This is a genomic window from Butyricimonas sp. DFI.6.44, assembly GCF_022132345.1.
GTDB lineage: Bacteria > Bacteroidota > Bacteroidia > Bacteroidales > Marinifilaceae > Butyricimonas > Butyricimonas muris.
The window spans coordinates 187,054-208,286 of sequence record NZ_JAKNJD010000013.1 but is presented as its reverse complement, the minus strand read 5'-3'; the positions used below and the strand labels follow the sequence as shown (position 1 = coordinate 208,286).

General features: G+C 43.1%; 13 protein-coding genes. 1 reads left to right on the top strand and 12 read right to left on the bottom strand.

The window, feature by feature from the left end; genetic code table 11:
- Positions 1-78: 78 nt before the first annotated feature.
- From L0M98_RS18005 to L0M98_RS17965, 9 genes are all read right to left on the bottom strand, one after another.
- Complete coding sequence (locus tag L0M98_RS18005; RefSeq protein WP_227217053.1) at positions 79-2,691, bottom strand: zinc-dependent metalloprotease; 2,613 nt, start codon at positions 2,689-2,691, stop codon at positions 79-81.
- Between the two features lie 11 nt (positions 2,692-2,702).
- The gene (locus L0M98_RS18000; RefSeq protein WP_227217054.1) at positions 2,703-5,324 is read right to left on the bottom strand and encodes a zinc-dependent metalloprotease; all 2,622 of its coding nucleotides are present in this window, start codon (positions 5,322-5,324) and stop codon (positions 2,703-2,705) included.
- A gap of 136 nt (positions 5,325-5,460) precedes the next feature.
- Positions 5,461-6,948 carry a PKD-like family lipoprotein gene (locus L0M98_RS17995; RefSeq protein WP_227217055.1) on the bottom strand — a complete coding sequence of 496 codons (1,488 nt, stop codon included), beginning with the start codon at positions 6,946-6,948 and terminating at the stop codon, positions 5,461-5,463.
- Positions 6,949-6,990: 42 nt separating this feature from the next.
- A complete protein-coding gene (locus tag L0M98_RS17990; protein WP_227217056.1) occupies positions 6,991-7,680 on the bottom strand; it encodes a DUF4843 domain-containing protein in 690 nt (229 codons plus the stop codon).
- 16 nt (positions 7,681-7,696) lie between these two features.
- Complete coding sequence (locus L0M98_RS17985) at positions 7,697-9,172, bottom strand: RagB/SusD family nutrient uptake outer membrane protein (protein WP_227217057.1); 1,476 nt, start codon at positions 9,170-9,172, stop codon at positions 7,697-7,699.
- Positions 9,173-9,183: 11 nt separating this feature from the next.
- Positions 9,184-12,543, bottom strand: a complete 3,360-nt coding sequence (locus L0M98_RS17980) for a SusC/RagA family TonB-linked outer membrane protein (RefSeq protein ID WP_227217058.1) — start codon at positions 12,541-12,543, stop codon at positions 9,184-9,186.
- 155 nt (positions 12,544-12,698) lie between these two features.
- A complete protein-coding gene (locus L0M98_RS17975; protein ID WP_227217059.1) occupies positions 12,699-13,844 on the bottom strand; it encodes a FecR family protein in 1,146 nt (381 codons plus the stop codon).
- A gap of 82 nt (positions 13,845-13,926) precedes the next feature.
- A complete protein-coding gene (locus L0M98_RS17970) occupies positions 13,927-14,499 on the bottom strand; it encodes a sigma-70 family RNA polymerase sigma factor (RefSeq protein ID WP_227217060.1) in 573 nt (190 codons plus the stop codon).
- 142 nt (positions 14,500-14,641) lie between these two features.
- Entirely contained in the window at positions 14,642-15,523 is an 882-nt protein-coding gene (locus tag L0M98_RS17965) for an energy transducer TonB (protein ID WP_227217061.1), read from the bottom strand.
- A 257-nt stretch (positions 15,524-15,780) separates the two neighbouring features.
- Between L0M98_RS17965 and L0M98_RS17960 the strand changes: the two genes are divergently transcribed.
- Positions 15,781-16,209, top strand: a complete 429-nt coding sequence (locus tag L0M98_RS17960) for an Hsp20/alpha crystallin family protein (protein WP_186975857.1) — start codon at positions 15,781-15,783, stop codon at positions 16,207-16,209.
- A gap of 61 nt (positions 16,210-16,270) precedes the next feature.
- Here the strand turns inward: L0M98_RS17960 and L0M98_RS17955 are convergent, their stop codons facing one another.
- Genes L0M98_RS17955 through L0M98_RS17945 form a run of 3 tightly spaced genes read right to left on the bottom strand, consistent with a single transcriptional unit; the run spans position 16,271 to position 21,233 of the window.
- Positions 16,271-18,895 carry a zinc-dependent metalloprotease gene (locus tag L0M98_RS17955; RefSeq protein ID WP_227217062.1) on the bottom strand — a complete coding sequence of 875 codons (2,625 nt, stop codon included), beginning with the start codon at positions 18,893-18,895 and terminating at the stop codon, positions 16,271-16,273.
- 24 nt (positions 18,896-18,919) lie between these two features.
- Positions 18,920-19,783, bottom strand: coding sequence for a hypothetical protein (locus L0M98_RS17950; RefSeq protein ID WP_227217063.1), 864 nt, complete (start codon positions 19,781-19,783; stop codon positions 18,920-18,922).
- A 28-nt stretch (positions 19,784-19,811) separates the two neighbouring features.
- Complete coding sequence (locus L0M98_RS17945; protein ID WP_186975860.1) at positions 19,812-21,233, bottom strand: RagB/SusD family nutrient uptake outer membrane protein; 1,422 nt, start codon at positions 21,231-21,233, stop codon at positions 19,812-19,814.

Genomic DNA, 21,233 nt, shown 5'->3' with positions numbered 1-21,233 from the left:
ATATAGGAAAAGAAAAAAAGAGGACTGCCAACATTTTATTGTTAGACAGTCCCTTCCACGCATTAAAAATCTAAAACACTATTTATTCGTCAACATTTTATCAATTTTATAGAGCATGAATTCATAATGCTTTTTAGTTTCTCCTTTGGCATTCCCGACTGTCCCCCGGATAAGGTCACGAGTTCTTAAAAGCATATCATAGAACAATGCCGCACTGGAGTAGCGATTTGCCTGTATACCCGGCCACATCGGGAAGAAACCGAGTTTTTCCCCGTTTTCCGGCTCTCGGTTGTATTGCCAGTTTTCCAATAAACCGGAATCATTCAAGAATGCCAATATTTCTTCCGGGGTTTTGTTTACCCTCTCTATTCCTATTGCCTTAGCCGTTTCGAATGTTCCCGCGGGTGCTCCAGCTTGAGAAGTTACAGCGATAGAACCTAACAGACTCTGCTGTATCATGATTTCTTCCCGGGTCAATTGCCGTCCGGCAATCGTACCTTTCCACACTTCCCGGTACACGTCATCCACCAACTCCTCCGGGGAGTAAGCATCCGGGTCCCGTTCCACGCATACAGCCAAACGATTGATTCTCCCTAGTAACGACCCGATGATTGCCGCCCGACTGACACGAATATCCGTTCCGATTTGGAATTTTTCCGAAATGGCGGGATTGTACAACCAATCGATATCTTTCATCTGCGCGATAACGTATTTCACGATTTCTTTTTGTGTTTCCCTAGGCACCACATGATAGGCAGGTTTTCCATCACCGACTTTCACATCGTTCATGTATATTCCCCCGATATAATTAATCACATTTCCCAACTTGCCACTATACAGAAACCCGATACGCCCTAAAAGCAAAGCACGATAGGATAGATCGCGATCATTTTCCGTGTACCAATCATAGAAATTCCCGGCATAACGTTTCAGGTTTTTCTTATAATATTCCATGGCTTTCACCGGATCATCTCCTAAATCCCCCACAGCCACGGAGGGGTCGAAAGAAAACATCGGGTATTGCATGAGGGAATAACGATAACGGGGATCTCCCGACTTCTCGTTAATCCAACCGTCTAACACGACCTCTTCCTGACTCGGGGATTTTACCCCGGCTATCGGTTGATACAGCCAACGAATGACATAATAATCATAAGGACCTAAAACGGTCGGGTCTAACAAAACTCCTTTCTCCACGTCTTCCGGTTGCGCGATAAAATTATATCTCAAATGATCCATCACGGATGCCGCTAACCCGTATTGCCGGGTAAATGAAGCGGAACGCAAAGAATCAACGGGATACGCCCGAGAGGCCGCAAAATTAGGTAACAATCCCAAGTTCAACCCCATGTACTGCATGAGGTTCGCATGGATTAACCTCCCGATTTGCTCGTCCGTGAATTGCGCACGCCGTACAGAAGGATCGGATGCCATCGTAGCCAAAGTTCTTTCCCTCTGCAATACACCTAACGCGTTGTGATGAATGTATATAGAAGCATTCAATATTTCGCCTGTCCGGGGATCCGTTACCATCGAATTTTGTAAATCGTACATCCAAGAAGGAGAGAAACGAATCACGGAGTTTGTAATGTCATTCGCGTCAAATTCAGGGTCATTCTTCGGGAATTCCTTTACCCGTATCACGTTCTTAAACCCTATTTTCTCGAAAGCGACATTCCATGCCTCGGCTCCCGCCTTCACGTACGGACGCCATGCTGCCGGAATCAACGTGTCCATGTAAAGAACAATCGGTTTTCGCGGTTCTACCATCTCGCCGCGGGCATATGCCACGCTATCGACCGGCTCCAGACGCCATCTACGGGTGTAATACATGGATTTCATCCCCTCGAACTTGCCCGGGATGCCGGACTTATGCTCGAAAGCGACTCCTATCCGCGGATCTGCAAAACGGACTGCCATCGGTTTTGCGGGCAAAACGGATAACATTTTATTCACGGTCAAGTTCACGGGAACACCTCTTCGATTCAAGTTTCCAAGCATATAGTAATCTACCTTATAAAGTAAATCACAAGTTGCCAACACGGTGGAGGGAGTGGCTTTTATCTCCCGGAAACGGGATTGAGTCAAGTCTATCTTGTGATCCCGGTGCACGAAACCTAACATGGAATTACCAGCCATCCCGGGAAACGGGCTGGCATAGGCAATATGTTCAACAAAAAATTTCGACATTTCAAGCACCACGGCACTGCTGTCCGGGGTGTAAGCCTCGATTTTGAAACTCGAGAAAATTCCCGGCATCTTTGATTTTTCAATCGCCGCAGACAGTGTTACTTCTCCACTATTGTTTACCGGTTCATCAACTATCACCAAGCGGGCATAAATTAACGAATCCTCTTTCGTGAACCGGAAAACACACCCGTTATCCCCGAACTGTCCCACGATGCCTTCCCCGTTATCACTGATGTCCCGAATTGACGTCGTGTACAATAAATCCTTTCCCAACAAATGTAAAGGAAATTCCACGTAAGCCTTGCCATCCATCGTGTGCACGGTCATCAATCCTTTCGAGGTGCTCACTTTCTTGCCTTGAAATAATTTTTGATAAGGCGTTTGTTCTGTTTTTACAGTTTCCGCCGTTGCATGCTTTTTCTTTTTTCTTGCCCAAGCCTCTTGTGTCCCCGCACCGACGAGTAGTAACAACAATAATATATAGATCAAACTTTTCATCATATCTTTTTGTATTAATTATTCAACGCCTGCCCGATCTTATAAAGCAGTAACCGGTAGTGTCTTCGCGTATCTTCATTTCCGGTACTCGCTTTTTGTCTTATCAAAGATTGAGCTTGTTTCAACTTCTCGTAATAGATATGATCCATCGGTTCCATGACGTCACTAATGGTTACGTAAAACCCGAAGCCCATGACTTCCGCCGGATTCATCTCACGTTGCGCCTGATGTTCCACAGAACGATTCGAGAAGACCCCCATAATCTCTTCCGGGAGTACCCCATACGTTGCACGACTTTGTGCTTTTATACACTCCGGAATCTCAATCATCCGTTCTGCCGAAGCGATTCCCAAAGTACCGCCGTTCATGGTTTTATTGGCTATCCCGGCAGTCGTGATCAAATGTGACAAGAGGCGTATTTGCAATTTTTTCTCCACGTTTGTCAAAGATTTGTTCTGACGAGTCGGCTGCCACACGAAGTCTGTCACATCATTCAAAAATTCTGCCCGGGTATAAGCATCCTTTCCCGCTTTCTCGGCGGATATTCCAACTACACGCAGGCACCCCATTAATCCTTTAAATACCCGATCTTCCAAGGTTGTCGAAATATTACTTCTCAATTCGAATCCTTTCAACAATTCTTCATTGTCCAACCAAGCCATATCTTTCAATTGTTGCAAGATAAAGCGAGTTGCACGTTTTTGTTTCTCCTTGGGTACCGATGCGTAACCGGGCACCTGATCACCATCGTACCGCTCATACAAGTAAATCCCCCCGATATTAGCCATCACGTGATTCATGTATCGCAGGTACTGGTATAATATCTCGTTATACATCTGTTTGCGGAACGCGTAATCCCGATCCTCACCACCGAGCCACTGATTCAAATTACCGAGAATATATTTCAAGTTTTTCACCCCGTATGTAGCGGCTTGTATCGCGTCATCCCCGAGATCCTCCTCGTAGCAACTCGGATCGATACGCCACATAAACTGCTGTTTCCCGTACCGATAAACCGGATCTCCCGATTTCTCGCTAATCCAACGATCCAAAACAGGAACCTCTTCTTTTGAACTCTTGGCGTCCAACAAGGGGGAATAAAGCCATTTCACGGAGAAATAATCGTACACGCCTAGACGGGGCGGTGTCAATTTCACTCCCCGTTCCTTGTCGCCGGGTTGAGCGACATAATTATTTCGGGCATAGTCCATGATCGAATAAGTGGTACCGTGTTCTTTTGTAAACGAAGGGGAACGCAAGGAATCAACGGGTATAGCCGCCGAAGCTGACATATTGTGCATAAACCCAAGACAGTGCCCCACCTCGTGAGCAATCACGTAACGGATACATTCCCCAGCCAGTTCCTCGGGCATCGTTATCGTTCGCACATCCGGATCCGCTTGGGCAGTCTGAACGAATCGCCAATTCTGCACGAGTTGCAGCAAGTTATGATACACGTATACCGAAGCATTCACTATCTCACCGGTTCTAGGATCCGTCCAAGAAGGTCCCATGGCGTTAGCCACCCAAGAAGGAGAGTAACGCACGCAAGAGTATTTCAAATTATCCGGATCAAATTCAGGATCGTCTGTCGGGAAATCGACTGCCCGTACAACATTCTTAAACCCGATTCGTTCAAAAGCGGCATTCCACTCTTCCACTCCCGCTTTGATGTATTTTCTCCAGCTCTCGGGAAACGCGTTATCCACGTAAAACACAATCGGTTTCTTGGGTTCAACAAGTTCACCTCTCCGGTAGGCAGCCTCGTCGCTCGGCTCTACCCGCCAACGGTTGGCATAAAACAAGGGATTCATCCCGCGAGGCTCACTCGTGAATTCCGATTGATACTGAAAAAATATATTTATCCGAGGATCGGCCACCCGAGGACGCATAGCCTGCTCTCTCTCCGGCAATAACACAAAGCTGCGAGTCATCACCGCCGTGAAGGGTACCTTGTATAAATAATAGTATTGCTGATCCCGTAAACTGACCAGATAGCTCAAAGAAGAACGTACGCTCACGTTGTCCTCGAATGCCTTGATCTCCCCGATAAAGGAATTATTCTTTTTGAATTCTTTCTCTACCTTTCTTTGTCCCAAGGCAATAGCATACGGGGAGAATGGGTTCATCTGTTCCTTGTCTTCCAACAGGAAATCCGTCATATCCACGACTATTGCCGTGCTGTCTTCCGAATACACCTTGATAGGAAGTCTGGCAAGAATAGCCGGTTGCTTACTAATCCGTATACGTTCGGCAATCCGTGCGTCTTCCGACACGTAGTCCGTGTTTACCAGACATAGATTTATGGTGGAATCCACTCTCGTGAATATCACGTGCTGGGGAGCAAAAGGTTTCTCTCCCACGTTAGCGAACTGATTATCTGTAATCTCGCTTACAGTAGAACCTAATAACATATCCCGTCCCAACAAGTTCACCGGGAGTTCGAAATAGATTTTTCCATCCATTTTATGAAGTGTGAATAACCCCTGTCGGGTTTCGCACTTTTTACCTTTAAAAAATTTCCGGTAAGCAGTTTCTTTTTTTACCTCCGGCACTTGTTTCTTTTTCTTGCTTTTAGCTTCACCCACGAAAGGCAACATTAATAGCAGCAAGAATAATAAAGTTTTGTTTTTCATACAATTACGTGATTTATTTTATAGAACATTCTTACATAAGTATCCCATCAGCACATTTGCATGCCCTGTTGACATTATAAAGGCTTATAAAGCCGTACTCTCGAGTGACGGACTTTATAAACCTTGAAAAAATATTTTATTTGGCCACGACATCCACGACGTTTCCGAAATTATGACGGAACAACTCTTCGTAGATATTAGCATTAATATTTGCCGAAGACATATCCAACGAAACCACATCTCCATTGGTAAATACCACACCCAGCGTAGATTCTCCGGCCATTACATTAGGCAAACGAAGTAATTGAATAGACGTATCCTCATAGCCTTTTACCAAAACGGTGACATTAGTACGGGTATCATGACGATATAACTCGTTGTTCGCGGCTCCACCCGTGAAGAAGATATAATTTCCATCCCGGAATACCACAATCTGTGTCCGCGAGGTAAAATAACTTGCGCATCCCAACTCCTTATGAGCCTTCCCGGGAGATAACATAAAGGTATTATTCCACGCCATGTACTGCAACATAAAACGCTGAAAATAGTATTTGCCATCGGACGGGTCTTTCACGATCATGTTAAAGTTCATCGGATCGCCCACGCCCAAGTATATCAATTCTTTATTCCCCATATCATTCAACGGGGTATATTGCACCGGGTAAGAAGCCGTCGGCATCTCTTGTACGTCACCGCCATACCTGAAATCTGTTCCGATACACAGTAAACGATTGTTCAACTCGTCGTATACCACAACTTCATTCGCAAAAGCCGGAGCAACTCCTAAAGCCTTGATTCGTGATTCTTTTTTCGGATCAACCAGCATCGGATTATTGTTGAAGGGGTCCCGATGTAATTTCTCGTACTCGGCGATAGGTCGGGAATACAACTTCCCGTCTTCTCCTAATAAAATATCCGCCCACATCCCGTAATAGGCATCCTGAGGAACAAAATCAACCGGAGGTTGTCCATTAAAGAATTCTTCATCATTGCGAATAACACGAGCCATGGAATTTACATCCAACTCCACTGATTTTTGCCCTCCTCGCTGAATGACCAACAATTCCGGGAAACTGTAATAAGGAGCATGATAAATTAACTTCACCGGTTCCCGTCCCAATTCTTCGCCTCCACCATTATAAATATCCCGACGGGCAATATACTGATAAGCCCCGTCTACATATTTGGAAGAAACCATGTGCAACACGGATTCACCCTCTTTATCCGACAAAACGAACCAACCCGGAGCACCCGATATATTATAAGGAGAGGATACCTGTATAAGAATTTCTTTTATCGTGCGAACCTTTGTTCGGTTATTAATTACCGTGAACATCGTGAAATTTGAACCCAATTCTTCCCCGGTATATTTTAAATCGCGTGTTGTAGCGTAAAGTTTACCGCTAATCAACCATTCATAACTGAAATTGACCGAATCTGCCGGATTTTTAAATTCCAATGTCGGTTTTATTTCTATCTCCTCTCCGATTGCCACACCATACGATGTCAAATCAAAGTCTACTGTTACCTCGTCAATCGGGGCATAGTCGTAATCTCCTTTATCCTCGTAACAAGCGTACAGGAATAGACTACAAAGAAATAATATTATTGCATTTATCTTCATGGATATATTTTTTACAATTAATACATCATTTTCATTACCCGGTTACGAACCTAATACCGGAAGATTTTTCCACATGATAGAACCGTTCTCATCCGTGTAATCCGGCTCATATTGCCGCAGATAGTTTTTAAATTGCAGGGCAATGATACGTTTCGCGTTCCACGTCCAACCGGTCAGATCTCCGATTTGGGTCACCTCTTTAAATTTATTGAATTTTTTCAACGTGTAAGTACCCAAAGTTTTATCGACATCACTATCCCACCAAGCAGGTTTTCCCACTACATTCGATATTTTGATCGCCCGTCGGGAGTAATTTGCCTCGCCGACTAATAATTGCTCTCCATTCACAATATCCAATACCAACACGTAGACATTCTGATCTCCGGCAGCGATACCACTACGTTTCACGTGAACCGAGATCGTATCTTTTGTTTGCCCTTTGGAGAAAAGCACCGTTTCCGGAAGTTCATAAAGTGCGGCAGGAGCCGTACTTTCTTCTTGATTCACCTGTAAGCGGAAGGGGGTATCGGACGATAACATATCCCCCACTAATTTCACCTCCAACGGGATAGCAACCTCATCCTCTACCGAAAAGAAAAAGGAGAAATTCACCGTATCCGTGTACAAACTCGTAAATTGTATATAATGCTCCTGCCCGTAAGGTTTGATCTCCTGTTTCTCGCACGCTGAAAAACATAAAACAAGCAGTACCGAATATATAATATATTTCATAACTTCATTTTTTACATTAATAAATATCTTCCGAATCCGGTCGCGGCAATACAAAATCAGCCGTAATCGTACTGGCACCCACAGTGATTGGCCTGTTCAGTCGTTTGAACATAAAGAAGGTTTGCCCCTCTGTTAAAAACTCTTTACGTCCTTCCCAGATCAATGCTTTCGTGAACTCTTCAGACGGTGCTCCCGTCACCACACGTTTGGCATCCCGGGCAAACCGTACTTCCTTTAATACTTCCTCGGCTTCTGCCGGGAACCCGTTCGCAGCGTAACACTCGCTCAAAATATAATATATCTCGCTCAAACGAAGCATAGGGATAAATTTGTACTGCCGTTGATTAGCAGTTTTCGTGGAGCCGATATCATTCCATTTTACAATCGTTTCTTTGTTGCTGCTACTCTCTATGAGGTTCATCCGGTAATCGTCCAAATCCAACTCTCTAGTAAACAAGTCTTTTATGCCGTTCAAATATAACGAAGTAGCATGTTCGGTTTTATACTCTTCTACTTTACTCGCCAACCGATCGTCATACAACGCAAATAGTAAATCGTCAATCAACTTCACGGAGCTTTCCGGTTTACCGGAAGGATAGACACTACCGGAAGAGGTGAAGCCCCACGGGCGAGTTTCCCCGGCCTTGGGAGCATAGTTGTTATAAATAATCTCCGCGTATTTCTGGGCGCTCGTTTTATCATTCGCATACAAATATACCCGGGCAAGTAATCCGGTTATAGCGACATAATTAAGACGTACACCTCTGGAACAAAAGAATAAACCACCCTCTGCCGAATAACCGTTAATAAAACGATTATCGTTATTAGTCAATAACATACTCCGGTTCAGTATCGTATCATTTTTAGCTACCAAATCTTTCGCACGTAGTAAATCTTCCGTGATATTTTTCAAAGCAACTGCATTTGTCACTTTTGACTCGTGCGTCACGGTATAAGTTTTCCGGTAGGGAATATATTCTCCCCCATCACCCGTTATCGGTGCCGGAGCAAACAAACGCAAGATGTCAAAATGTAACATTGCGCGTACGGCAAGAGCCTCACCGAGGATCAAATCCTTTTCAGCCGCACCCTGCGGAAAAAAGGAAGAATCTTGTTTTTCGATTTCCTCGATTAATTTATTACAATTCGCGATAATGTTATAAGATTTTGACCAGATATTAGCAATAACACTCTTCACTGAAGCATTCTCGTAATTGTATTTTTGTACCTCTTGATACACAACACCGGATTCGTTGGCAGCATAATCCTGTCCCAAAGCACTCGCCATCCCCCAGCTCAATTCCCTCCCGTAAAGGGCGGGAGAGGCCATCTCCTGATAAATACCGTTCAACGAATTACGAAATCCCCGGTAATCGCTAAACACATTTTCATCCACGATTTTGTCTTTCGGATCTATATCCAACCACTGGTTACAAGAAGTAAACATCATCATAGCCAGCACTATCGTACCTATATATCTATATCTTTTCATAACCTATATGTTTAAAAACTTAGATTCAAACTAAAATCGAACGTCCGGGCAAAAGGATAAGACAATCCCCTCTCCTGTTTTACACTGGAAATATTCAAAACATCCTTCATGCTAAACTGTGCGCGCAAAGTACTCAAACCTATCTTTTGCAACAAAGCCCTATCAAAATCATAAGCGATAGTCAGAGAATTGAATTTCAAGTTATTGTACTTTTGGACAAATCTTGATGTCGGACGAGTCATCACGTTGTTCTCCTGAATCTTTTTGAACTTCACTTTATCTCCCGGATTCTGCCAACGATCTTTCAACACCCGTCGATCCGCATTTTTATTTTTCAAATCTACTCCTTCGACCTTAGTTACCAAAGTCTGGTTGTATTCATCTCCCCCGAATTCATACATAAAGCTGGCAAACATGGACAGATTGCGGTATTGTACGTTCAACCCGAACGCTCCCTGCGCTTTAGGTTCGGTATTCCCGATAATCTGCTGATCCTGTGCTTTCCACGCGTAGCTGATACTACCGTTGCTTCTTAAAAAGATTTCTTCCCCGTCGGACGGGTTAATTCCCAACGAGCGCATCCCGAAAATAGAAGTTAAGGAACCGCCTTCAACATATTGCAACACGGGTTTAGCGTACTTTTCATCCTGTTGGTTCACCAATCCTTGTTGTTCATATTTAGCAAACTCTTCATTTACACGCTCATTATACGCTTTCAATGATTCGGATATTTTCATAATCCGATTCTTGTTGTGGGCCATATTTCCCCAGAAGATGACCAACAAATCATCCCGTTTTACCAACTCGGCACGAATATCCAATTCAAAACCCCGGTTTCTCACCTCTCCCATGTTATCCATGTAAGAAGAGAATCCCGTCGAGGTTGGCACGGTGACAGTCGTAATCAGATCTTTCGATAGTTTGTTGTACCAAGCGAACTTCAGTGTGAATCTATCTTGCAAAAATCCCAAGTCTACCCCCAAATCAACGGTATTAGTCACTTCCCATGTCAAATTATTGTTCCCGTATTGAGTGATAATCACACCGCTTCCGGTTTCATACCAGTCTGACAATAAATCGTAACTGTTTTTTGCCGCGTACTGCGGGAAATTGGTCTTACCCGTGGAACCGTAAGTCGCCCTCAGCTTCAACTGGCTGAAAATCGAATGTTCCCGCATAAAATCGTAATTGTGAATATTTATTCCCGCACCTGCCGACCAGAAAGGGGCATATTTTTTGTCGGCTCCAAACTCGGATGAACCATCCAAGCGACATGAACCGTCAAAAAGATAAATATCGTTATACGTGTAATTCACGGAGAAGAATGCCCCGAATAATCGGGTATGATTGTCCGAGAATGTAGGTTTCTTGGGTGACTCTGCCGCATATTCAGGAGAATTCAAATGTCCGGAAGGAAAGCCTTTATAATAGCTGGTAGAGTTTCTGGCATTATTTTCTATCGTGTTAATTCCCAAAGAGCTATTAATCTGATGCATACCGATAGAAGCCACATAATTGACAAAAATGTTCGAACTCACCTGTGTACGTTTCGCCTCGGCAATAGTCAATTCGCCGGGGAGAGCCGTATTCACGGCATATTTACCGGACAACGGATCGATAAAATCCTTTGAATTTGAATTATATTGTGATATTTTAAATTGTCCCTTAAACTGCAAACGATCTGTTATATACCAATTCAAACTCAACTCGTCAGCATATTCCTGATAACCGTTCCGTTTGAAATTCGACAACACTTTAGCCTCGTACAACGGATTTTCCAAATTACCGGGATTGCCATGCCATCCTTTACCGTACTCCTGTTGTAACAATCTCACGTAATTACCATTTTCATCCTTGTACAAATCATAAGGCAATTTCTCGGCATAATCCTGAAAATTACCATAAGGGGATATATTTGCTTTTACCTGATTAAAGGTCACGTAATTCTTGATTTGTAACTTTTTCATCCGGTAATCCACGTAAAATCCCGCCCCAATCTTATCACGGGAAGAGCCTTTCATAACACCCCCTTGAGCATCATAACGCAAATCGATTCCGACACGAACGTCTTGAGAACCTCCGTCAATATACAAACTATGTTTATGATTAAACTCCGTCTGCAACGGTTGTGATAACCAATAAGTGTTGACTCCCCGGTCTATACGGCTTTGTTTTAACAATCTTTCCCTTTCCAACATATTCCGAGTCGAGGAAGTGGCATCCGCTGCCGGAGTAAAGAATCCTGCCGCGATTTCTGCTTCCAGTTTCTCCCGTGCATTCATCAAATTATAATCGGATAAGTCCGGAGCCGTCACCGTCGCCGTAAAATTATACGCCACTTTCAAACGTCCGGGTTCCGGCGCTATCGTTTCAATCACGATCACCCCGTTTGCCGCACGAGATCCATAAATTGCCGTCGCCGCCGCATCTTTCAATATCGTCATACTCGCCACCCGATTCATATCGAAATCATAAATCTTCTCCACGCTTACCTCAAAACCGTCCATAATAAAAATCGGAGCATTCGGGTTATTCTGCAGGGAAGTCTGCGACACATCCTTGTCCAATTCTTTCACGCCGATACCGGATTGCCCCCGCACGTAAAACTCCGGTAACGTATTCGGGTCTGAACCCATGATGTTATTCTTCATAAGACGTAATGACGGATCAAATACTTGCAAAGCATCAATTACGTTCCGATTCGACACGTTCATCAATTGATCCCGACTTACCCGAATGGAATTTCCCGTGAAACTGGACTTTTTCACGTTGGCATACCCCGTCACGACCACGTCTTCCAACTCGCCCACGTCTTCCAGCATAGTCACGTTCATAGACTTTTGCCCGGAATATTTAACTTCCGTAGTTTTCATCCCGATAAACGAGAACACAAGTACAAGATTACTCGAATCCGTGGTTGTCAATTCAAATTTACCGTCAACATCCGTGGCAACCCCCACTTTCGTTCCCTTGATCAAAACAGTCACCCCGGGCATTGTCACTCCTTTTACGTCCTTTACCACACCCCGGACGACGTATTTCTTCAATTGATTCAACGAATCGGCCACCGTGATTTTTGACGGCACGATTAAAATATAATCCTCCATCAACTTATACGCCATCCCGCTTCCCTTCAATAATGTTGTCAAAAATGCATCTAAGTCCACGTTTTTAAAATTTGCCACCACCTCACGAGTCGTTTCGAAATTATCATCGCTATAGATCACGATCATATTCGTTACCCGCTGGAATTCTGTTAAAGCCTCTTTAATTGTGGTTTTCCCCAGATTCATATTCACCTTCTGTTGGGATAAACTACTCCCGTAAGAGGCTAACACGAAAAAAATACACATAAACAATGTCAACTTCATAATCGTACAGATTTTATTCCACCTGTTTTTTAAAAAGACAGGTCGATACTTTCGACTTTTTTTCATACATTTGTTTTTAAGTTTTATAAATTACACTCCCTTTACCGAGGGAGATAATATCGGGTAATGTTGCAAGCGTTACCCGATTTTCTTTTCTACTTTTTATTTATTACAATTTTATTATCCGTTATTTTAAATGAAACATTCGTAATTTCCCCTATCATACTCATGATACGGTTAATATCATCATACTTTCGGAATCCTCCCGTAAAGCGTACTTTTTTTAATGATTCGTCCTTAAATTCATAAGATATATCAAACCAGCGGCTCAATCTAGACATCAATTGTTCTAAAGACATGGCATCAAAACGGAATAACCCGTCTGTCCACGCGATATAAGTTCCTGCATCCACTACCCGCACTCGTGTCCGTAAAGTTTGGTTATCCAAAATCAACTGCTGATCGGGTTGCAGACGCTCCCGGCTATCACCCGCATCAACTTGCACGGATCCATTTACCAGAGTAACCTCCGTACTCGTTTCTTCCGAATAAGCAGATACATTAAACAATGTCCCCAACACCCGTACATCAGCTTTTGTCGTGTGAACGATAAAAGGTCGTAGCGTATCTTTTGCCACTTCAAAACAAGCTTCCCCATCAAGAAATACTTCCCGCACCTCTCCCGTAAAGTTCAAAGAGAAACGCAACCTCGATTCCGCATTCAATACTACCGAACTACCGTCCGGCAAACGTAATCGATACTCCCCGCATTTCGGGACAATCAACTCGTTATATCCCGTAACGGCTTCCGTCTGTCTGGTATAATCAAGAGATGCCGAATCGGAACGGATAACCATACCTTCATCCGTAATCTCTCCTTTACCTATCTCCCGCAAATTTACCTCTTCACCCGAAGAAAGAATCAATTTAATATCCGTGTTCCCCCACGCCTGCATATTCTCGACCACCTGTATATTTCTCTCATCATTGGACCAATACCACCCGACAAAACCGACCACAAAAAATACAACTGCCGCAACTGCCGCCCGTGACCATATATACCGAATTCTGTTTCGATTCCGACGGAGCAACACATTCTCCCAGCCTTTGTCCCGATTCACGCTACCCCGCAAATTTCCCCATCTACCGGCATACCATAAAGCACAAAACTCCCGGTATAATTCCCGATTCCGCTCGCTCTCGTCCAACCATGCCTGCAATCTCACCCTGCTCTCCGCATCAATTTCCCCGGCTAATCGGGCTAAAACAAGTTCATATATCTCTTCTGGTAACTTCATCATTTTTTCTTTTATCAGTAAGACTGAAAAATCAAAAAAACGGGTAGGTCATTTCCAAACTTTTTTCGAAAAATATTCTCGCTTATTATTTTCTGAACCAACAAACAATATGGAGCAAAATCTCCGGGCCCATGGAGGCAATCCGCTCCCGCAAACGCTTTGTTCCTTCTTTCAACAAGAATTTCACAGTATTAATGGATATATTCAATTCTTCCGCCGTTTCCTTGTACTTTCGCCCTCGCAGCATCACACACTCCACCACCTGACGGGTTCTTTCCGGTAATCGGTCTACCTCCCGCATCACGACTTCCATACGTTCTTCATCAATATCCGCGGCAACCTCAACAGAAATTTCCACTCCCTCCAACTCACGCCTACCTCGTAAGACATCTTTCTTCTGCAGACAAGAGATCGCCCTGTTTCTCACAGCAGAAAACAGATAAGAGGCTAAGGACACATCGGTTACCCGCATCAAATGATCATCCTCCCATAATTTGACAAACAACTCCTGTACCACATCTTCCGCCTCCAAGCGATCTTTAAGAAATTCATCGGCGAATAAAACCAAAGGACGATAATACCGGACAAACAATTGTTGTATTCCGGCAGTCTTATCCTTCCGAATGGAATTCAAAATATCTTTATCTGATAAACCCATAATTCACCATTACTACCCCAAAGATAATAAAATAAATCATATCCCCACCTTAACATTCAACAGTCTTATCATCTTAAAACAATTCGGGGTTGTCCGAAAAGAATTCCTGAACAACCCCGACTATAGATATCATACAATTATTTTATTGCAGCAAAATATAATTCTCGAAATAGAGTTTAAAACGATCTTTCAATAAATCTTTTATCTGCAACATCTTGTCCATCTCGAGTTGTCTCATCTTTATCTCGGAAGATACAAATTTATTGACAAAATCATCTGTTCCCAGACTTTCGATCAATTTGATCTTCGCGTCAATCTCGTTCTCGTATATTTTTGTCAATTCTTTTACATCCGTCTTTTTCAACTTCAATACTTTGGTTTGAGCTTTCACCACACTGTCGATCTCGCCTTTGATAGCCTGACTCTTTTCCAGCAACAATTTGTAAAGCGTGGCATCATCTCCCAACTGTTTTTTGAAAGCCTCTACGCGGGCTGCCTGTTCCTCCGGCGTTAATTGATTGCCTTGTTTCAGCAGCTCTTGCTCCTCTTCCAGATTCTTCAGGTATTGCTCGTAAGTCAATTGTTCCTCTGCCAATTTAAACGTGATCGGCAAAGTCTTGGAAAAACGTACCGCTTCACCGTTCATCATGGCGGGTTTCCATTTCGGCATACTTTGGATCACGCGCACAGCCTCCGCGTCCAGAATCGGGTGAGCCGAACGCACGACGGTAACATGAGATATTGCCCCGTCTTTTTCTACCGTGAAAGTCACGAACACTTTACCCTCGATACGCTCCTGTTGAGCCTCTTCCGGGTACATGATATTCTCCCCGAGCCATTGATTCAGATTACCGTTAAACTCCGGCTGTACATCTGCAACCACATGTACGGTAGTATCACCATCTGCCAAACACACTTCCGTGCCGTGTGCCATTACCGGAGAAGACATCCATCCAAGGCCAACGACCAACGCTACAACAAATATTGTTCTAGCCCAATTGTAATTATTATTTGATCTATGCATAATGTATTTATTAAGTACATACCTATTTAAACAGCCATAAAGCTACAATTATTATCACAAAAACGTACTTGAAATTGAAAATATTTGTCATATGACGAAACAAAAAATGAAAATTTGACATAATATCCATGACAAAAAGTCCGTAAATCACGATGGCACAGGCTTTGCACTATTCCTTATCGAACGACGGTTTCTAAAAAGAGCCGGAGTCCAAAGATAAGATTGAATGTTAAACTTAAAGATAGGAGACTGAAATTATGATGCCTGTAAGAAGAACTCAAAATTGGTTACCAAGTATCTTTAATGATTTCTTTGATAACGAGTGGATGACTAGAACAAACGCAACTGCACCTGCAATCAACGTGATCGAGTCGGAAAAAGATTATAAAGTAGAAGTTGCCGCCCCGGGTATGACAAAAGAAGATTTTAACGTTCGCATTGACGAAGATAATAATCTGGTCATCACCATGGAGAAGAAAATTGAAAACAACGAGGAGAAGAAAGAACAACGCTTCCTGCGTCGTGAGTTTTCATACTCCAAGTTCCAGCAGACGATGATTCTGCCCGACGATGTTGACAAAGAAAAGATTGCCGCCGGTGTAGAACACGGTGTATTAACCATTGATCTACCGAAGATTTCAATCGAGGATATTAAAAAAGAACAAAGAACCATTGAAATAAAATAAGATTAAGGTAACCAATATAAAAAAGTCGGTCAAAAATTGACCGACTTTTTTTATTGACACGCTATTTTTTCTGTGCTTCAATCATTAACAAAAGGGATTGATAATGAATTTTATCCCCTACATTTGCCGTTGCCTGTTTTGTTTTTATCAAATTCTCTATTTTCTTCAACATAGCGGCACAATAAGCAGCAGATTCATCTATATCACTTACATTCACCTCTTTCTGCCAACCGTAATCGCCAGTATCCCCAAACTGATATTTCTCCCGCAAGCAAGCTGCAACATAACCTTTCCCGTGTTCTTCCTCGAGAGCTCGCAATTCCGGCAAATATTCATTAATACAACCCGTTTCATCCAATCCGTAAAGAGCAATCTCATCTACAGAAGGAGCATAAATCATATCTGCAACTTGAAGAGATTTACCTCCTTTTTTATCCATAACTTTTCCGGCTGCAGCTATCGCCTCCTGCACAGCCAACCTCTGCAATATTTTATCACCAGCCGTCAACTTACGCCCTTTCATAGCCGATTCCCAGATTCCGGCAAAAAGATCATCGTAGTAATTCTCCAATGTATAAGGTTGAGTGCTGACATGAGAAGACAATAATATGCCTTTATTAAGTTGAAATAATTTTTTACCCACTCGAGATTTCAACATAAGAGATTGATTGATTGCCAACGGGAATTTGCTCGTCACATCTTTTTGATCCAACCAATCGCTTTCACGCAATTGTTTAATAACCCATTTCAACGATTTTTGTTGTACATCCCGAGGAACCGCTCTCCAACGCTCACCCGGAGTTCCGTCTTTCACCTCCGTTAAATAAATACCTCCCACGTTAGTCAAGGCATTCAACAAATAACGGTTATACTGGTTACAAAGTCCCGAATACAACTCCTGTCTGTGAGCTGTCGATTCATCATCTTTTATCCAACTATTCAAGTTCTCCAAAATATATTTCAGATTCTTGATCCCGTAATCTCCCGCTTTACAAGCATCATCTCCCAAATCTTCCTCAAGGGCACTCGGGTCATAACGAGAATACACTTGCTGTTTCCCATAACGGTAGATAGGATCGCCAGCCTTCTCGTCTACCCAGCCTTCCAATATTTTAGCTTCCTCCCGTACTGATTTATCACCCGGGATAGGAGAATACAACCATTTAATGGCATACTCATCATACACACCCATATCCGGGGGTGACAAGCGTACTCCCTCGTCACCCGGCTGCGCCACGTAATTAAAACGGGCGTAATCCATAATAGAGGGTGTCGTACCGTATTTATTCGTGAAGGATGCGGAACGTAACGAATCCACGGGATAAGCACTGGAAGCAGCCATATTATGCATCAATCCCAACGTATGTCCTATTTCATGGGCAAACACGTAAGCCAAGGATTCATCCACCACCTCTCGCGGCAATTTCTTACCCCGCACTCTCGGGTCTAACTGCGCGGTCTGGATAAAACGCCAGCTATTAATCAATTTAATTACATCATTATAAACCAGTACGGTCGCGTTAATAATCTCTCCGGTTCTCGGGTCTACCCAAGAAGGTCCCATGGCATTCTCAACCGAGATCGGCACATAACGAATACATGAATATTTCAAGTTGTCGGGATCAAAATTAGGATCATCTTTCGGGAAATCACGTGCAACCATCACATTTTTAAAACCGATTTTCTCGAAAGCCTGATTCCATATCAAAACCGATTGTTTCAAAGGTTCCTTCCATGATTCGGGGAAAGCATCATCAATATACCACACGATAGGTTTCACCGGTTCCACCAGTTCCCCGCGTTCCCATGCCTTCATATCCTTAGGTTCCAATCTCCAACGGTTAGCCAATGCATAACTTTCAATCCCATCTGCCGCCATAGTGATATTTTGTTTGCCGGTAAGAAATATACCTACACGGGAATCTGCGATTCTCGGTTTCATTTGCTCCTCCGGCAACAACAATATCGTACGCATTACTTTAGTCGTCAATTCTCCCGACCCGATATTCTGCCCAAAAAAGGATATACTATAATCATAAGTCATGTACGACGCTATCGTTACGTTATCATCGAAAGCTTTGATCTTATCCAACATACCGAATCCCGGTTTCAACCGAGAAGAGATCCCCAGAATACTGTAATTACTCTCAACCGGCTTCAAAGCTTCCTCGTCCCCGACGAACAATTCCGTCATATCAAATACAACCGAAGTAGAATCATTATTATAAGCCGCTATCGGGTACTTCTTATAAAACGTGTCCATGTAATTTCGTTTTATGGCAATCTCCAGTTCCTTATCCCCCTCCATCATGGCATTTACGTTCTGGAGTACAATCGTACTATCCATCTTTATAAATCTGACATGCAAAGGATCAAGTGTTTTATACCCGACCATAGCCAATCTGGAATTACTGGATTCCGATGTCGTGGAAGCAATCAATAAATCACGTCCGCAATATTTCAAAGGAAGTTCCACGTAAAGTTTTCCCCCAATCTTGTGCAAAGAAAGAAACTCCCCTGAAGCGGTCTCCCGTCCCGCTTTTTTCATCAACTTCTCATATTTCGTTTCCTTCGCGACATTCGTCTCTTCTTTGACATTTTTCTTTTTCCTTTCTGCCGCAAAAGATTTACACACGCAAGGTGCCATAAACACCAAAAGTAATAAACCTACAATACTTTTTTTCATACAATACATTTTAAACATACAACATTATTCATAAACAGTGTTACCGATTTTACAAACATCTATACCATATTGCTCCTTCAGACAGTTGACCAGTATTTGATATTTCTCCCGAATCAACGGGTATTCCAAATCCTCAGCCCACTCCCCGGTAGTGCGATATACCAAAGAAGCCAAATAAGCGTTTACATCATCTGTAGAAGTGATTTGGTAAGTATCATAACTCCATTCACTATCCGTTTTCGGATTGTACACGAATCCCCACTCTCTCGCTTCTTCCGAACTACTTGCATAAGATTTCGTGTAATCACTTCCAGCATAAAACTCATCAGGAATAGTTATCACACCATAAGCCACGCAATATTCCAAGAACGTGGCTTGCAAATAAGATTTAAATTCTCTCTTCTCCGCGGCAGACATATCAGCCACATCCTTCTCCACCTTATTAATGGCTATCTGATTTTCCAGATAACGAGCCGGAATATCTACCCAATTTTCCCACCAAGAGCCAATATCTTCCTTCAACATCCCCGTTAAAAATATCCGATAAGGCATCATTCTTTTCAAAACCTCCGCATCATACAAATCAAACCAAGTAATTTCCAACAAGTTTAATAAATTCACAACATCATTGGGGTCTATCGGCTCATAATCATAATAAGCCCAAAGAGCCGTCTGAGTCCATTCTATATCTTTTTCCGTGTATTTATACAAGAAATAAGTATTGTACTTTTCATACAACTTCAAAATGACCTCATCCGCAGCAGCATTCCCTCCCTGTGGCAACACGTAATCCGGGTCAGTTATTTGAATCTCCCCAATCTCTTTGTCCTCCGCGCAGGCTCCTAAAAACAGGAGCGCAAACAAGAATACATATATACTCGTCTTCATCGTTGTAACATTTTAGATTCTACATTTCTCATTTCCCTTGCCTCAAAGGCTGCTTTGCCGATTCATTTTGCTGCAATCCCGGATTCTCGTCCATCACTTCATTAGGAATCGGTAACGTGTACAAAGGATCTTTTTCCGTCAACACGTAAGTCTGCCAATTCGCCGAACTCCTTGCCTTATACCGGTGAGAAATAGCAGGCATTCCATAACGCCGCAAATCAAACCAACGCACCTCGTCATAACAAAGTTCCAATCGACGTTCTTCACGAATTGCTTCCAGCAATGCCACCGCATCTGTAATTTCCGCTTCATCATAATCCCGATAACGATTCTCCCGCAAATGCTCCAAGTCATCCCATGCCAACCCGATTTGATTATCCTGTACCAAAGCTTCTGCCCGATTCAGGTAAGCCTCCGACATGCGAATCGAATTTGTCGGCATTCTTGGCGTACCGCTCGGGTAACTCAGTCGTTTTTTAGTAACATTCCAGTTCGCATCAAACCAAAGTAGCCGGCGGGTATCATTCGGGTTCGCATCAAACTTTTCACGCAAATCCGAAGAAACAAGAACCGTATTCAATCGACTCGGTGTATTTCCATTACCATACACCCACTCCACTTCCGAATAACTATAATTGGCAATACAAATTGCGCTTGCCGGTAAATTCACGTAATTCGTTAACAAATTACCATGTTCTATCGCCTTCGTGGCAGCAGCAATAGCTTCTTTCCATAACTCCATGTGTAAATAAACACGAGACAAAAGAATATTAACCGTTGGCAAATTTATCCGGAAACTTCCCCTACGCTTGGTATATTTTTCAAACAAAGCTGACGATTCAGTCAAATCCTTCACGATCTGTCCATACACCTCTTCCACCGTACTCCGGGCTTTCCCGTTCGTTTCCATATCAGCCGTTAACTTCAAAGGTACTCCTAATGCCTTTTTATTATAATTATAAGGTTCCCCGTAAAGATTTACCAACATAAAATAATAATAACCTCTCAAAGCCAAGGCTTCCGCCTTCACCCGGTCACGCTCTTCCACATCACCGGTTGCCTCATCAATCCCGTCCAGCACGGCATTCACTCCCATAATCCGCTCGTATGTCGGGGAATAAGTCTCATCATACGAAGATTTATCCACCTCCTGTCGTTCCCACATATCCGGTTGCCATGTAAAAAACGGGAAAACACCCACTGCACCAGCATTATCCGTTTCGTCGTTAAAATTATTATCATTCAGCATAAAATCGTCATCCAACAAATAGAGCGTATTATAAATCGCCTTTGTCGGTGACGGATAGCCTGCCCCCAAAAGCAATTCACTATAATCGGAAACAGTCTTCACGATTACCTCATCCGAGGACTCTTTCTCCAAATAATCGGAACAAGCCCCCAGCCCCAGCAATCCCAATAAGCATATCATGAATTGTAATTTCTTCATCAT

What these genes read in the sequence shown, in the direction of transcription:
- L0M98_RS17990 (WP_227217056.1), bottom strand. Translation starts at nt 7,680, where the DNA reads ATGAAATATATTATATATTCGGTACTGCTTGTTTTATGTTTTTCAGCG.
- L0M98_RS17950 (WP_227217063.1), bottom strand. Translation starts at nt 19,783, where the DNA reads ATGAAGACGAGTATATATGTATTCTTGTTTGCGCTCCTGTTTTTAGGA.
- L0M98_RS17955 (WP_227217062.1), bottom strand. Translation starts at nt 18,895, where the DNA reads ATGAAAAAAAGTATTGTAGGTTTATTACTTTTGGTGTTTATGGCACCT.
- L0M98_RS18005 (WP_227217053.1), bottom strand. Translation starts at nt 2,691, where the DNA reads ATGATGAAAAGTTTGATCTATATATTATTGTTGTTACTACTCGTCGGT.
- L0M98_RS17985 (WP_227217057.1), bottom strand. Translation starts at nt 9,172, where the DNA reads ATGAAAAGATATAGATATATAGGTACGATAGTGCTGGCTATGATGATG.
- L0M98_RS17965 (WP_227217061.1), bottom strand. Translation starts at nt 15,523, where the DNA reads ATGCATAGATCAAATAATAATTACAATTGGGCTAGAACAATATTTGTT.
- L0M98_RS17945 (WP_186975860.1), bottom strand. Translation starts at nt 21,233, where the DNA reads ATGATGAAGAAATTACAATTCATGATATGCTTATTGGGATTGCTGGGG.
- L0M98_RS18000 (WP_227217054.1), bottom strand. Translation starts at nt 5,324, where the DNA reads ATGAAAAACAAAACTTTATTATTCTTGCTGCTATTAATGTTGCCTTTC.
- L0M98_RS17970 (WP_227217060.1), bottom strand. Translation starts at nt 14,499, where the DNA reads ATGGGTTTATCAGATAAAGATATTTTGAATTCCATTCGGAAGGATAAG.
- L0M98_RS17960 (WP_186975857.1), top strand. Translation starts at nt 15,781, where the DNA reads ATGATGCCTGTAAGAAGAACTCAAAATTGGTTACCAAGTATCTTTAAT.
- L0M98_RS17980 (WP_227217058.1), bottom strand. Translation starts at nt 12,543, where the DNA reads ATGAAGTTGACATTGTTTATGTGTATTTTTTTCGTGTTAGCCTCTTAC.
- L0M98_RS17975 (WP_227217059.1), bottom strand. Translation starts at nt 13,844, where the DNA reads ATGATGAAGTTACCAGAAGAGATATATGAACTTGTTTTAGCCCGATTA.
- L0M98_RS17995 (WP_227217055.1), bottom strand. Translation starts at nt 6,948, where the DNA reads ATGAAGATAAATGCAATAATATTATTTCTTTGTAGTCTATTCCTGTAC.